The organism is Mycobacterium sp., assembly GCF_049683355.1.
Classification (GTDB): domain Bacteria; phylum Actinomycetota; class Actinomycetes; order Mycobacteriales; family Mycobacteriaceae; genus Mycobacterium.
In genome coordinates this window covers 1-13,837 of record NZ_JBAUJB010000314.1, presented here as the reverse complement: position 1 = coordinate 13,837, position 13,837 = coordinate 1, and the positions used below count along the sequence as shown (strand labels likewise).

The following is a 13,837-nucleotide window of genomic DNA, read 5'->3' as shown; positions in this document are numbered from 1 at the left end:
ATCAGCAACCGCAGCAACTGCTTTCGTTCCCGGATCGTTGTGGTGTCGGCGTCGAACACCGCCCGCAGATCAGCACCCGCGTGGGATAGCCAGGCCACCTCCTCCTCGGTGAGCACCGCCGGCCGGCAGGAAAGCTGCGCGGCCACCCGAATGAGCACCTTGCCGGTCACTCCGCTCTCAACGGCCTCGTGGGCAGCCGCAGTCTCCTCGAGCGGAAAATAGTGCACAGGAAGCCCTTTGGCTTCGCCGACTCCCATGGCCCCGTCGCGGACCGCGGCGGCCACGTCGTCGCGAGCGTTGGCCAGCGCGTCGTCACCGACGGTGTACAGGACCAGGAACTGGTAGCGAACGTTCACCCACATGTTCGAGATGATGTCGAGTTCCACACTGCCGCCACCGTCGTTGGCGTAGATCGAGATTGTCGCGCGGTTCGACACCACGGCCGCGTCGAGCGCGGCGTTCGGCGTCGGGGCGACCTCGACGACGATGTCGACCCCGTCGGGCGCGATCTCGCGGATCGCCGCCGCAGTGTCCCCGGCTCGGTAGTTCACGATGTGGTGGGCGCCCCGCCGAGGCCGCCAGCGCCTCCTTCTCGGGGGTGCTGACGGTGGTGATGACGCGGGCACCGGCCCACCGGGCCAGCTGTATGGCGGCATGGCCGACCGCTCCGGCGCCGCCCGCGACAAGCACCGTAGCGCCGGCGAGGGCTCCGGGCTCCAGCCGCGACGGCCAGCCCTCCGCCACCGTGAGCGCGCGGTGTGCGGTGATCGCCGGCACCCCGAGGCTCGCCCCCACGTCGAAACCGACGGCATCGGGCAGCGGGACCACTGACGTGACGGGTAGCACGACGTACTCCTGGGCCGTACCGTCCGGACGCTGATGCTGGGCCATGAAGACCCAGACCCGATCACCCACCGCGAGGTCGGTGACACCGGCGCCGACGGCGTCCACCACTCCGGCGCCGTCGTGGTGGGGGACCACCTCGGGGAATTCGAGCTGCTGGCCCGGGCTCGTCCCCTTCCTGTGCTTCCAGTCGGTCGGGTTGACACCGGAAAACACGATGCGCACCCGCACCTGCCCGGCATCGGGGTCGGGAACCTCACGGTCTTGCGGTTGCAGAACCGAGATGTCGCCTGTTCGGGAGTAGGTGATCGCCTTCATGAGACGCACAACGCGATGCGCGGCGGCAGATGTTCCAACGTGCCGGCCCGGGTGCGTCGTGCACCCGACGCCGCGATCACCTCACCGCGCTGGTGGAGATGTACTTCCCGGAGCGTGCCCTGCCTGACCGGCTGCCATCACCCACCGGATCCCACCGACAAGCACCCGCCCCACCGCCCGCACTGCCGTGGCTTCCAGGGGCGGGAAGTACGGCAGCGACAGGGGTTTTCGCGCCCACGCAGGGCACGTCGTCCCGGAAGCCGCCCGACACCTGGTCACGCTGCCTGTCAAGAGCGGCCAGGACCGAAAGAGTGACCACATCTCGAAAAATGTCTACTCCGGCCGGCCGATGTTCTACGGTGAGCCGCGGTCGGAATGACCCGGCCGTCAATTTCTGAGAGTGGGAGAGCTATGGCGCAGCTGCCAGCTTGGATGGGTGCGGGCGTGCTCGCTGCCGGTGTGTCTGCCGCGTTGATCGCCGGAACCGACGCCGCCAGCGCCGGCACCGGATCTGACACTTCCGGAGCAGGTGCCAGTTCCTCCGACAGCGCTGATCCCGGCCCCCGCAAGTCCCGTGACACGGACAAGACCGACTCGCCCAGCCCGGCCGATACGGACACCGATACCGAAACCGACGCGGATACCGGAGCAGACGACCCGGACACAGACGACGTCGCCGACGAGGCCGAGGACATCGCGGCTGACTCGGATGAGGACGCCGGGTCCGACGCTTCGGCCGACCCGAGTTCGGATGACGCCGGTCCCGTCGATCACGACGACGTCACCGAGTCGATCGAACGACCCGACACCGTCGACGAGTTGACTCCCGAACTCGAGCAGGTCAACGCGCCTGCCGAGGATTCCGCGGAGCCGCCATCCGTCGAGGCGAAGGAGCAGCGGCCCGTAGACACCACGATCCCGGCGGCGACGGGAGCCGAGACCGCTGCGGCGCAGCGCATATCAAGCACACTCAACGAACCGGCCGCACTCGCACAACCGCAGCCGCGAACACTGCAAGAGATCGTCCAGTCAATAGTCCCGGACGTCATCGGGGTGGCCGTCCGATTCGTCTCCGGACCCCCGGTGGCGGCACCGGGCACCAACGTCACCGTGCGCAGTTCGAGGCTGGAGATCGTCGAGGGCCGCACCGTCCGGGCAGACTGGTACTACCCCGAGGGCGACGAAGCGCCGCAGCGGCTGATCTATCTGCAGCACGGCTACCTCGGCGTCGGCTCGATGTACAGCTACACCGCGTCGTGGCTGGCCGAACGCACCAACAGCATCGTCGTCGCGCCGACGCTGTCGTCGAATCGATATGTCCGCGAAGGCTTCTGGCTCGGTGACGACCAGGTGCACCGTGCCACCGCCGACCTCCTGCTCGGCGACCGCGGCGCGCTGACAGCCAGCGCGGTCGCCGCCGGCTTCGCGAAGAAGTACGGTCAGGGTGTGGCGCTGCCGGAGACGGTCACCATGGTCGGGCATTCGCTCGGTGCCGGGGTGGCCGGGTACTACGCCGACGCCGTCATCGCCAGCGGCGCCACCAGCCGGCTGGCCGGGATCGTCCTGCTCGACGGGGCTCCTCCCGCAGATGTGTTGCCTGTGGCGCTGGACAAACTGGACGGCCTCGGTGGCTACATCCCGGTTCTCGAGTTGGGGGCACCACGGGATTCCGGTCCGCGCCGGGTGGACGAGGCTCTCAACGGCCATCGACCCGGGCACTTCAACGGGGTGGTGCTCGACGGCGGTGCGCACCTGGATTCCATGCAGGGCGGAAGCTGGCTCATCCAGCTTGTCTCGTACCTCTACCAGGGATTTCCGACCGAGCAGAACAAGTCGGCCGCACAGACACTCATCGTCGGATGGGTCAACGACATCTTCGCCGGCCGGATCGATCCGTCGACCGGTGCGTGCGAGGGTGACGACTGCGCCGGCATCTACGCCGAGCCCGGGCAGATCGTGTCCGTCGAGACCCCGAAGTGGCCGGCCAGCGGTGTGGTGATCGGCACCGCGGTCGCGCCGACGAGTACCGCGTTCCAGCCGCCCGCGGTCAGCTCCCTGCTGGCTGCGCGGTCCACCGCCGTGCGCCTGTTGGTCACCGGTTGACGTCAATGTCACTGGCGCCGCGTCGCGCTGGGTCTTTCGGCCAGGTGACGAAAGGCGATTGAGACTACCTTCATCGCCTGATGCGTTTTGACGATCGCAGCGATGGTGGGCCACCGACCCGGTCAGGCCGATGACCGCACCGGACCGGCGGCGTGTTGTACTCTTCCCACCCGCGTTCTCCGGCATGAAGAGGGCAGTCCGTGATCAATGGTGATCGCGCCACGAAAGGCGTCACGCCGCACGGTCGTCGGCTCGGCGACCGGCTGAAATCGACCGTCCCGGCCCGTCGCGACGCGGTAGTCGCACTGATCGGACTGGGACTGGTCGTAGCCGCATTCGCGCTGCCGCACATGGGTCTTGGTGTGCTGCCGTTGATCGACGTCACTCCCGCGAAGTTCGCCGAGTTGGCAGCATCTGCACCGATTCACGGCGCGTGGGAGATGCACGTCGGCGCGGGCACCGGCCCCGCCATCCTGATCGGATTCGCCGTCGCGTTGTGGGGCCCGTCCGTCGCGCAGCGGTTGCGGTGGCGGACGTTGATCCTGTCGACGTGGGCGACGGCCTGCGTATGGGCCTTCTCGCTGGCGATGGTGGACGGCTGGCAGCGTGGCTTCGCCGGCCGCCTGACCACGCGTCACGAATACTTGCAGCAGGTGCCGACAATCGGTGACGTCTCCGACGCGGTGCGCGGCTTCGCCGGCCGCATCCTCGACTTTCAACCGGATTCGTGGATCATCCATGTCTCCGGACATCCGCCCGGTGCGTTGTTGACGTTCGTCTGGCTGGATCGGCTCGGACTCGACGGCGGAGCCTGGGCGGGGCTGTTCTGCCTGCTGATCGGATCGAGCGGCGCCGCCGCCATCGTCGTCGCGGTGCGGGCGGTGGCCGACGAAGTGACGGCACGGGCGGCCGCACCTTTCGTCGCGGTCGCGCCCACGGCCATCTGGGTCACGGTGTCGGCCGACGGCTATTTCGCCGGGGTGACCACCTGGGCCCTTGCGCTCCTGGCGGTGGCGGTGCGCGGCGAGGTGCGGCATCCGGCGGTGCCCGCGGCTGCCGCCGGCCTACTGCTCGGGTGGGCGGTGTTCCTCAGCTACGGCATGGCTTTGATGGCGCTGCCCGCTCTTGCCGTGTTGATCCTGGCGAAGTACCGCGGAACCGCGGTACGTGCCCTTCTCGCGGCGGTGCTCGCTGCCGTAATGGTGGCGGTGGCTTTCCTGTTGGCCGGCTTCTGGTGGTTCGACGGCTATGAGTTGGTGCAGCAGAGATATTGGCAGGGAACCGCCAGTCACCGGCCATTTCAGTACTGGGCATGGGCCAATCTGGCCTCGGTGGTGTGTGCGGTCGGGTTGGCCGGTGTCGCGGGGGCCGCCCGGGCGGTCGACTTCGGGGCGCTCCAGCGGCGTGGGGGCCTGCACGTGGTGATCGTGGCGATGCTGGTCGCGATACTCTTTGCCGACGCCAGCATGCTGAGCAAGGCCGAAGTCGAACGAATCTGGTTGCCATTCACGATCTGGTTGCCGGCCGCCGCGGCGTTGCTACCGCCACGATCTCATCGCTGGTGGCTGGTCCTCAACGTCACGGGCGCCCTGGTACTCAACCACGTCATCTTGACGACCTGGTGATAGTCCGCGAGTCAAGGGGTTTCACATCGCGGCGCTCGGGAACAGGGGGATCAACGGTCCCGACGATTGTCCTCCCGAAGGAAGCGAGTTCTCCCAAGCCCAGTTCAACCGCCCACGCCCAACACCAAGCGCAGGGGATGAGGTCGAGGGTGGCGACCGCCGGGCTGATCGGCAAGGGCACCTTGTACACGCTGCTGGGTTTTCTGGCCATCAGCGTCGCGCTCGGCAACCGCTCTGCCGGCTCGGCGACCGAGACAGGCGCGATACAGACGGTCGCGCAGGCACCGTACGGAAAGTTCCTGCTGATCGCATTGACGGCGGTGTTGGTCGCGCTGGTCGCGTGGAAGGTGCTGCAGGCGATCGGCGGCGACCCCGTCGAGGGATCCGACGGCAGTGATCGGGCGAAGTTCGCGGCCAAGGCGGTGCTGTACGGCGGGGCGGCGCTCACGTCGCTGTCGATCCTGATCGCCAACTGGACCGCCAGCTCCGGTGGGGGAACTGGTGGTGGCGGCAAGCAGCAGGCCACCGCTGTGGTGATGGGTCTGCCCGGCGGACGATGGATGGTGATGATCGCGGGCCTGGCCGCCATCGGATTCGGTGGGTACCAGATCTACAAGCAGACCATCAACACCGAGTTCATGGAGCGCATCGGTTCACCGGACAAGAACACGAAAAACACCATCGAGACCCTCGGCCGAGTCGGTTATGCCGGAAGCGGTGGCGTGACGATCGGAGTCGGGATCTTCCTGTTCACCGCCGGCGCCACCTATGACCCGAACAACGTCAAAGGGTTGTCCGGCATTCTCGCCGAACTCGCGGGCCAGGGCTGGGGCCAGTTCGTGCTCTGGGCGCTCGCGCTGGGCGTGATGGCCTACGGGTTGTTCTCCTTCGCCGAAGCCCGATACCGCCGAGCCACCTGAGTTCTGGCACGCCCGATCAGCGGTACACCAGGTCGATGCGGCGGAACGCCCCGAGGGCGTGGTCCTCGCGGAAGGCCTGATGATCGCGCTTGCAGCGGCTGTCGGCATCGTCGGCGAACCGCACGATGTCGTCGACGAAGAGTTCGGGAAACCCGATGGCCTCGACGATCTCCGGTTCGACATCGTGGTCGAGCAGCCCGGCTTCGTCGGAGAGCGCGTGTGCATGGGCGAGCACCTCGCCACAGATCCGCGCGTAGGAGCGCCACTGCTTGAACGACAGGTCGTCGAGGTCGATGTCGTCGCGGAACCACGAGCGCTCCCTGACCAGGAAGCTGATCCCGCGGTGCTTGATGCTGCCGTAAAACCGGTCGCCGCTGACCAGTTGGACGCGCTGGCCGTGCACGACGCGGTCGGCGTTTCCCTCCACCAGGTGCTCTGACGGCGGCACCAGACCCTCGAGCGCCGAGCGTCGCGCCTGCTTGAGCTCGAGCAGGATGTCGTCGGACGCATCGGTCAGCGGCCCCTCGATCATCACGTAGTAGCGCACCAGGCCCAGGGATGCCGTTCCCTGACCGCGACGTTCGGCGACGTCCTTGACCCGCATCGCGCCGGCACGCTCGGGCACCGCGATGCCGGACTCCTCGACGTAACGGTCGATCAGTTCCTGGAACTCGTCGCGGCGGCTGGAGATGGGCACCAGCTTGCTGCTGGATTTGAAGCCGGTGGCCGTCTCGTTGTAGTACTTCTTGGAAAGCCACTTGGCCCGACCGCCGGACTTGGCGCTCTCGATCAGACCGGCGATCAACTCGGGCGCGTTGTCCTCCCGCAGATCTGAGTCGCCCTCACTGTGATCGGTGGCGTAGGCGCTGATCCTGTCGACATATCCGTGGACGAAAGAACGAATGATCTTGCAGCGCTTGCCGTGGCCGTATCCACCGATCTCGTCGGCGGCGATCATGAACCCGGTGGCGCCACGTTTCAGATCCCAGGTGAAAGGCGCATAGAAGACCTCGTCGTAGTCGTTGATGCCGAAGATCGGCACGTTGTCGGCATTGGGCATCACACCGAAGTTCTCCGGGTGGATGTCGCCGGCGGCCAGCACTGTGGGCATCCAGGCGTCTTCGCCGGCCATGTCGCGATAGAACAGCAGGGCGGTGCCCCGGAAGAACGAGAACCTGGACCCGGCGAGCTTGTCGAACTTCCCGAAAGCCTCCTCGTTGTGCCGGGCAATACGGAGCTGATGGTCCTCGCGGATGGTCTGGCGCACATGCAGGCGACGGTCATCACCGTTCAACATCCTTGGCAGCGGCACCATTTCGCCGGCCGCGCGCGCCCTCGCCAGGAGCCGGAACGACTCTATGCGCGACGCGGTTCCCGGCCTGCCGGCATCATCACCCGCTGCGTTCCCGTCGTCGCGCGCCGACACCCGGCCGCCGGCGTCGGTGTTGTCGGCAGCGGTGTCGCTCTCGGCGGCGTCGTCGATATCGTCGCGCGCGGCCGCTTTGTCGTCCATGCCCACCCAGCTTATCGACGCCATTGACTGTGGCATGAATCACAGTAATATGACCAGTGGTCATAGAGGACTCGGAGGCGTGATGCCGACAGTGACATGGGCCCGTCTCGACGGGAACCGTCGCGCAGCGGTGGTGGCGGCGGCGGAGGCGGAGTTCGCCGCGCACGGCTTCTCCCGTGGCAGCCTCAACGTCATCGCGCGGCGTGCGGGCGTGGCCAAAGGCAGTCTGTTCCAGTACTTCGCCGACAAGCGCGACCTCTATGCCTACATCTGCGACGTAGGCAGCCAACGGGTGCGGGTCTACATGGAGGACCAGATCCGCGAACTCGACGCCGGCAGGCCGTTCTTCGAGTTCCTCACCGATCTGCTCGACACCTGGGTCGCCTACTTCGCAGAGCATCCGCGTGAACGGTCGCTGCACGCCGCCGCAAGTTTCGAGGTCGACACCGACGCGCGGGTGAGCGTGCGGGCGGTGATGCACCGCCATTACCTCGAGGTGCTGCGGCCACTGGTGCACGACGCACGAGGGCGCGGCGACCTGCACCGCGATGCCGATATCGAGACCCTGCTCTCACTGCTGCTGATGATCCTGCCGCACCTGGCGTTGGCGCCCTATGTACGGGGCTTGGACCCGGTCCTGGGGCTCGACGAACTCTCACCCGAGCAGCCTGCACTGGCGGTGCGCCGCTACATCGCGGTGCTGGCGGCGGCGTTTCAGCCTGCCCTTGTACATCCCGATCAGCCCGCTTCAACCTAGGAGGTAAACCCCATGGAGAGAACACGTTCGGACTCGTTGGCGGCCGGAGGACTCAACTGGGCCAGCATGCCCCTCAAGCTGTTCGCCGGCGGGAACGCCAAGTTCTGGAATCCGGCCGACATCGACTTCTCCCGGGACCGCGCAGACTGGGAGGCGCTGTCGAACCTGGAGCGCGACTGGGCAACCCGGTTGTGCGCCGAGTTCATCGCCGGTGAGGAAGCCGTCACCCAGGACATCCAGCCGTTCATGGCGGCGATGCGCGCCGAGGGCCGGCTCGGTGACGAAATGTATCTGACGCAGTTCGCCTTCGAGGAGGCCAAACACACCCAGGTGTTCCGGATGTGGCTCGACGCCGTGGGGATGACCGGCGACCTGCAGTGTTATCTCGACGATCTGCCGTCGTACCGGCAGATGTTCTACGAGGAACTGCCGAAGTCGCTCGACGCGCTGGCCACCGATCCGTCACCGGCGAGCCAGGTCCGGGCCTCGGTGACCTACAACCACGTCATCGAGGGCATGATGGCGCTGACGGGATACTATGCGTGGCACCGGATCTGCGTGGACCGCGGCATCCTGCCCGGGATGCAGGAACTGGTCCGCCGCATCGGCGACGACGAGCGGCGCCACATGGCCTGGGGCACGTTCACCTGTCGACGGCACGTCGCCGCCGACGACTCCAACTGGGGGGTCTTCGAATCCCGGATGAACGAGTTGATCCCGCTGGCCCTGCAGAACACCGTCGATTCGTTCGCGCTCTACGACGAGATCCCGTTCGACTTCACCATGGACGAATTCCAGCAGTACGCCGCGGACAAGGGGATGCGCCGGTTCGGAACGATCAGCAGCGCCCGCGGGCGGCCGCTGGCAGAAATCGACATCGATTACTCACCACTGCAATTGGAGGACACCTTCGCTGCCGAGGACAGCAAGGCGCTTGCTGCTTCGGCCTGACCCCAGGTCCCGCGCCGGCGTCCGCTCCGCACAGACAGTGACGATACCGGTTTAGGTGCACTGCTTGCGGGGCACGTTGGCGGCATGAGGTCCAGACGGTGGCCTGGGCAGCGCCGAAGTCATTGCCTTGACTGAGTCGCTGCCGTACAGCCTGCTGATCTTTGCAGCGTCGACGATCGTCATCGCGATCGGCGGTGTCCTGCTGACCAAGCGCGCCGAGCAGATCGCCAAGATCACCGGGCTCGGCCAACTCCTCACCGGCGCAGTTCTCATCGGCGCGGTCACGTCCCTGTCCGGATCGATCCTGTCGGTGACCGCGGCGTGGGAGGGCAATGCCTCGTTGGCGGTGACCAACGCACTCGGTGGCATCGCGGTACAGACAACGTTTCTGGCAATCGCCGACATGGCCTACCGCCGAGCGAATCTCGAGTATGCCGCGGCGTCGGAACCGAACTTGTTGCAGGGTGTCATCCTGATCGGGATACTCGCGCTGCCTCTGGTCGGAATGGCCCTGCCCGGACTGGGCGGGTACGGTCTGCACCCCGTGTCCGTAGTGATCGTGGTCGGCTACGTACTCGGCCTTGGGCTGACCAGGCAGGCCGAGCGGATGCCGATGTGGCAACCGCGACTGGCGGCCGACGCCCTGCACGAGGAGGTCCCCGCCGAATCCAAGCCCGCCGGTGCTGTCCGGACGTGGACGAGTTTCGGGGCGCTGGGCGTAGTGGTCGCTGGATCTGGTTGGGTCCTGGCCCAAGTGGCCCCAGTGATCTCCGCAGGCGCCGGATTGGACCAGTCCTTGATGGGCGGGCTGTTCACCGCAACCGCCACATCTCTGCCTGAACTCGTGGTCGCGGTGACAGCCGTCCGTCGGGGTGCGCTGGCACTGGCCGTCGGTGACATTCTCGGCGGGAACGCTTACGACGTCTTGATCTTGGCGGTTTCGGATGTCGCCTACCGCGACGGCACCATCTACGGAGCCATCGCATCGCGCGACGTCGCGTGGGTAGCGCTGTCCATCGTGCTGGTCTCGGTGCTGTTACTCGGCCTGCTACGCCGCCACAAACACGGTTTCGGCAATCTCGGTTTCGAGACCGTGCTGATGTTTGGTCTCTACGTGGCCGGTGTCGCCGGTATCGCGATGGCTTGAGTCCAGCTCAGGCGTTGGCGCCGACGTTCAGCACGGGATTGGTCGGTGAATCACTGGCGATGACCGTCATCAGGTTGGCGGCGAAGCTGGCCCGCCGGTCGTGGTCGAGCTCCACGGCGTCGTCGCGCTCGGTGCCTTCCTGAAGTGATGCCGGTGCCTGCCGGACCATGCCCACCGCTCCTTCGACGATCTTTCTGCGGCCCGCCACGATCGCCGCTGCCTGCTGGCGTCGAAGCATCGCCTCGGCGACCTCGGCGGCATAGCTCAGGTCGGTCACCCTTGCTTCGAGGATCTGGACTCCGGCGGCGTGGGCCCGCTCCTGCAGTTCGTCGAGCAAGCTGACGTTGACCTGGGCAGGCTCACCGATCAGCGTGGTGCGGTCGTCGTCTTCGAACGACTCGTAGGGGTATGCACGCGCCATCTGCCGTACGGCGGATTCCGACTGCACGTGGACATAGTCGATGAACTGATCCACCCCGAACGAGGCACGCGCGGTATCGACCACCTGCCACACCACCACGGCCGCGATGTGAATCGGGTTGCCGTTGGCGTCGTTGACCTTTGACGAGGTGGTGTTGAAGTTGCGGACACGAAGCGAGATCTTGACACTCGCATACAGCGGGTTGGCGATCCGCAGGCCGTTGCCTCGGTCGGTACCCCGGTATGCCCCGAAGAAGGTGAGCACGGCTGCCTGATTCGGTGCGAGCGTGTAAAAGCTTGCCAGAATGACCAGGAAAGCCACCGAGGCTGCACCCGCGAGGATCCACCACCCCGTCCACCCGGTCTGTCCGGCGGCTATCACCGTGCCCGCAACGAACACCGCGAGGAATACCTCTCCCGCCAGGAACGGCACGCCCGAAACAGCCATGGCCGGGTGTTCGGTGATGTCGGGATCGGAGTCTTGGTCGGCTCGGTTCTGGGCGTCCAGTACAGGTGATTTCTGTTCGATCGTCGTCATGATCGGATACCTCCCAATCAGGTCGGTGATTTTCCGCCGACATCAGCGGCGTCGCGCAGGTGCATCGGCTGCGCGGCACGGTGTCCTCCGACGGGTACCCGATGTCGTGTCTGCAACACGTCTGACCGAGTAGCCGCTCCGGTGCCCTCTGGTATGCGATGGTGTGAATCGTGCTTCCTCCGAGTTTGCCGGCACCCAAGTTGTTGTCCACCGTGTTCGGCGGCCTGTACGCATCCGCTACGCAGCGCGGCGCCTGGGCGCGCTGCGGACATGGGGCACACTCGCCGATGTCAACCGCCAGATCGACCAACTGGTAATGCCGCTGATCGCCGACCGCCGGTCGGGGACGCACCACCGAGGCGCCACCGACATCCTCAGCATGCTGGTCGCTGCCCGGACCGAGGATGGTGATGGGCTGTCGGACAACGAGATCCGCGACGACGTGATCACCTTGATGCTCGCCGGTCATGAGACGACCGCAACGACGCTGGCGTGGTTGGTGGACCTGCTGGCTCACCACCGGCACGTGCAGGAACGAGTACGTTCCGAGGTGGGCACCGAAATGGCCGCGTACACCGAGGCGGTGATCAACGAGACCTTGCGGCTGCATCCGCCGGCGCCGATCACCGGCCGGATGACCGTAGGGCATTACCGGCTCGGTGACTACATCCTCGAACCCGGAACCCGGATCGTGTTGCTGCTCGACGTCATCAACCGCGATCCGCAGACCTATCCCGAGCCCAACGAGTTTCGCCCCGAACGATTCCTCGGTGTTCGACCCACCCCCTACGGCTGGGTGCCCTTCGGTGGCGGCCTCAAGCGGTGCATCGGGGCGAGTTTCTCGTTGTGTGAGTTGACGACAATGCTGCACACGATGCTGCGGTGCCACGAGATACGGCCGTACAGCCGTCACGAGGAGTCGCCGTCGTCTCGGGGCGCGCCTGTGGTGGTGCCTGCCAACGGTGCCCGGGTTTACGTCGCGCCGCTGTCTGGGGGCGAAAAGGTTTCTGCCTGACTGGTCGTGATGAGGCTACGGCTCCTCGACGATCAGCGCCGGGGTGTTCCGGCGCAGGGTTTCGCCTCGGAAGAAGGCGGGCTGGCGGGCCCGCATGATCATCACGAACACCAGACCGATCAGGATCAGCCCGAGCCCGAGGATCAGCACCAGCCCGACACCCCCGATGCTGGCGCCGCTGCCGTAGTCGGGAGAAGCGCTGTCGCGCAGCGTGATCAGGAACACTGCGAGTAGGCCCAGCCCGCCGAGCAGCGGGAACAGGAACTTGAACGTGATGCTGTAACCGCTGACGAACAACTCGTTGCGGAAGAACCAGATGCAGCCGAATGCGGTGAGCCCGTAGTAGAAGCAGATCATGATCCCCAGCGAGTAGATCGTGTCGGTGAGCACGCTCTCACTGACGAACGCGAGCACCGAGTAGAACACCGCCGCGCCGACGCCGGCGGCGATGGTCGCAAACGACGGTGTCATGAAGCGGGGATGGATCGTGGTGAAGCGCTTGGGGAAGGCTCCGTAGGTGCCGATCGCCAGCATCGTGCGGGATGTCGGCAGGAACGTGGTGATCAGGCTCGCGGCGCTCGAGGCCAGCACCGCGAGGAACAGGACCAGGTGCCATGGCTCACCCAGGATCGGCCCGGCCAGCGCGCCGAACACGTTGTCGGCGATGTCCTCGTTGCCCAGACCCACTCCCTCGGTGCCCACCCCGGCGTACATCTGCGTCGCGATGGCCACCAGGAGGTAGGTCCCAAGGATCGACAACACGCACAGCAGTGCTGCCCGTCCGGGAGTGCTGTCGGGCTCCCGGGATTCCTCATTGACGGTCAGCGCGGTGTCCCAGCCCCAGAACGCGAAGATCGAACCCGACAGGCCGGCGATGAACGCCGACATCGTCAGGCCCGCCGGGCTGAACCAGTCGAGGCTGAACGCGATACCGGTCGGCGAAGCACCCGACTTCACCAACGCGACCACCGCGAATGTCAGCAGCACCACCATCTGGAAGCCGACCAGCACGAACTGCACCCGTTCGGTGGTGGTGATCCCCCGATAGGAGATCGCGGTGGCCACCCCCAGGAAGGCCAGGCACGTCAGGACATTGATGACCGGGTTCTGCCACAGCGACGCGATACCGTCGCTCCCGACCAGATCGCCGATGAACTGATAGAAGAACTGCACCGCGACACCGGCGAGGTTGGACAGCACGATCACGGTGGCCACCACCGCAGCCCAGCCGCCGAGCCAGCCGACGTAGGGGCCGAACGCCTTGGTGGTCCAGGTGAACGACCTCCCGCAGTCCGGGGCCACCTTGTTCAGTTCGCGGTAGGCATACGCGGCGAAGAACATCGGCAGAAAGCCGGCGATGATGACCACGGCCATCTTCGAGCCGGCCTCAGCGACCAGGATGCCGATAGTCGCGGTCAACGCGTACGCAGGCGCCACCGACGAGATGCCGAGAACCGTGCCGCCCAGCAAGCCGACGGCGTTGTGGGAGAGTCCTTTGTCCAACAGATCCGACTGCCCTGGCGGTGTGGGTCGGGCGCCTCGATCTGCATAAGACCTCGCTCTGGCCGAAGGTCTCCCTAGAGTAAAGCCGGTGTGGGCGGTTGTCCCTACTTCTACCCGAAGGAGTCCCATGACGTTCGAAACACCACCCGACAGGACCGGCGCCGCCACCACAGTCACCGAACAG

At 66.2% G+C, this 13,837-nt stretch carries 11 protein-coding genes and 1 pseudogene; 7 read left to right on the top strand and 5 right to left on the bottom strand.

Going from position 1 to position 13,837, the window contains the following annotated elements:
- Together WA944_RS18250 and WA944_RS18245 are read right to left on the bottom strand one after the other, a co-directional pair.
- Positions 1-551, bottom strand: a 551-nt coding sequence (locus WA944_RS18250) for a zinc-binding dehydrogenase (protein WP_526607642.1), incomplete at its 3' end; no start/stop codon positions are given.
- A 319-nt stretch (positions 552-870) separates the two neighbouring features.
- A pseudogene (locus tag WA944_RS18245) lies at positions 871-1,161 on the bottom strand (alcohol dehydrogenase catalytic domain-containing protein); the annotation flags it as partial.
- A 411-nt stretch (positions 1,162-1,572) separates the two neighbouring features.
- Between WA944_RS18245 and WA944_RS18240 the strand changes: the two are divergent.
- The 3 genes from WA944_RS18240 (at position 1,573) to WA944_RS18230 (ending at position 5,809) form a co-directional block, all read left to right on the top strand.
- Entirely contained in the window at positions 1,573-3,264 is a 1,692-nt protein-coding gene (locus WA944_RS18240; RefSeq protein WP_526368744.1) for a dienelactone hydrolase family protein, read from the top strand.
- Between the two features lie 263 nt (positions 3,265-3,527).
- A complete protein-coding gene (locus tag WA944_RS18235; protein WP_526368762.1) occupies positions 3,528-4,889 on the top strand; it encodes a hypothetical protein in 1,362 nt (453 codons plus the stop codon).
- A gap of 149 nt (positions 4,890-5,038) precedes the next feature.
- Positions 5,039-5,809, top strand: coding sequence for a DUF1206 domain-containing protein (locus tag WA944_RS18230; protein WP_526368746.1), 771 nt, complete (start codon positions 5,039-5,041; stop codon positions 5,807-5,809).
- Positions 5,810-5,825: 16 nt separating this feature from the next.
- Here WA944_RS18230 and WA944_RS18225 read toward each other — a convergent pair whose 3' ends face one another.
- Positions 5,826-7,322, bottom strand: coding sequence for a DUF2252 domain-containing protein (locus WA944_RS18225; protein WP_526368749.1), 1,497 nt, complete (start codon positions 7,320-7,322; stop codon positions 5,826-5,828).
- Positions 7,323-7,404: 82 nt separating this feature from the next.
- Here WA944_RS18225 and WA944_RS18220 point away from each other — a divergent pair, with 82 nt between their 5' ends.
- From WA944_RS18220 to WA944_RS18210, 3 genes are all read left to right on the top strand, one after another.
- Entirely contained in the window at positions 7,405-8,079 is a 675-nt protein-coding gene (locus tag WA944_RS18220) for a TetR/AcrR family transcriptional regulator (protein ID WP_526368750.1), read from the top strand.
- A gap of 12 nt (positions 8,080-8,091) precedes the next feature.
- Positions 8,092-9,030 (top strand): R2-like ligand-binding oxidase, encoded by a 939-nt coding sequence (locus tag WA944_RS18215; protein WP_526368752.1) that lies wholly within the window; start codon positions 8,092-8,094, stop codon positions 9,028-9,030.
- A gap of 127 nt (positions 9,031-9,157) precedes the next feature.
- Positions 9,158-10,177 (top strand): sodium:calcium antiporter, encoded by a 1,020-nt coding sequence (locus tag WA944_RS18210; protein WP_526368754.1) that lies wholly within the window; start codon positions 9,158-9,160, stop codon positions 10,175-10,177.
- A 7-nt stretch (positions 10,178-10,184) separates the two neighbouring features.
- Here the strand turns inward: WA944_RS18210 and WA944_RS18205 are convergent, their stop codons facing one another.
- Entirely contained in the window at positions 10,185-11,135 is a 951-nt protein-coding gene (locus WA944_RS18205; RefSeq protein WP_526368756.1) for an SPFH domain-containing protein, read from the bottom strand.
- Positions 11,136-11,298: 163 nt separating this feature from the next.
- Between WA944_RS18205 and WA944_RS18200 the strand changes: the two genes are divergently transcribed.
- On the top strand, positions 11,299-12,150 hold the full coding sequence (locus WA944_RS18200) for a cytochrome P450 (RefSeq protein ID WP_526368758.1): 852 nt from the start codon (positions 11,299-11,301) through the stop codon (positions 12,148-12,150).
- A 15-nt stretch (positions 12,151-12,165) separates the two neighbouring features.
- Here WA944_RS18200 and WA944_RS18195 read toward each other — a convergent pair whose 3' ends face one another.
- The gene (locus WA944_RS18195; RefSeq protein WP_526607644.1) at positions 12,166-13,782 is read right to left on the bottom strand and encodes an amino acid permease; all 1,617 of its coding nucleotides are present in this window, start codon (positions 13,780-13,782) and stop codon (positions 12,166-12,168) included.
- Between the last annotated feature and the right edge of the window lie 55 nt (positions 13,783-13,837).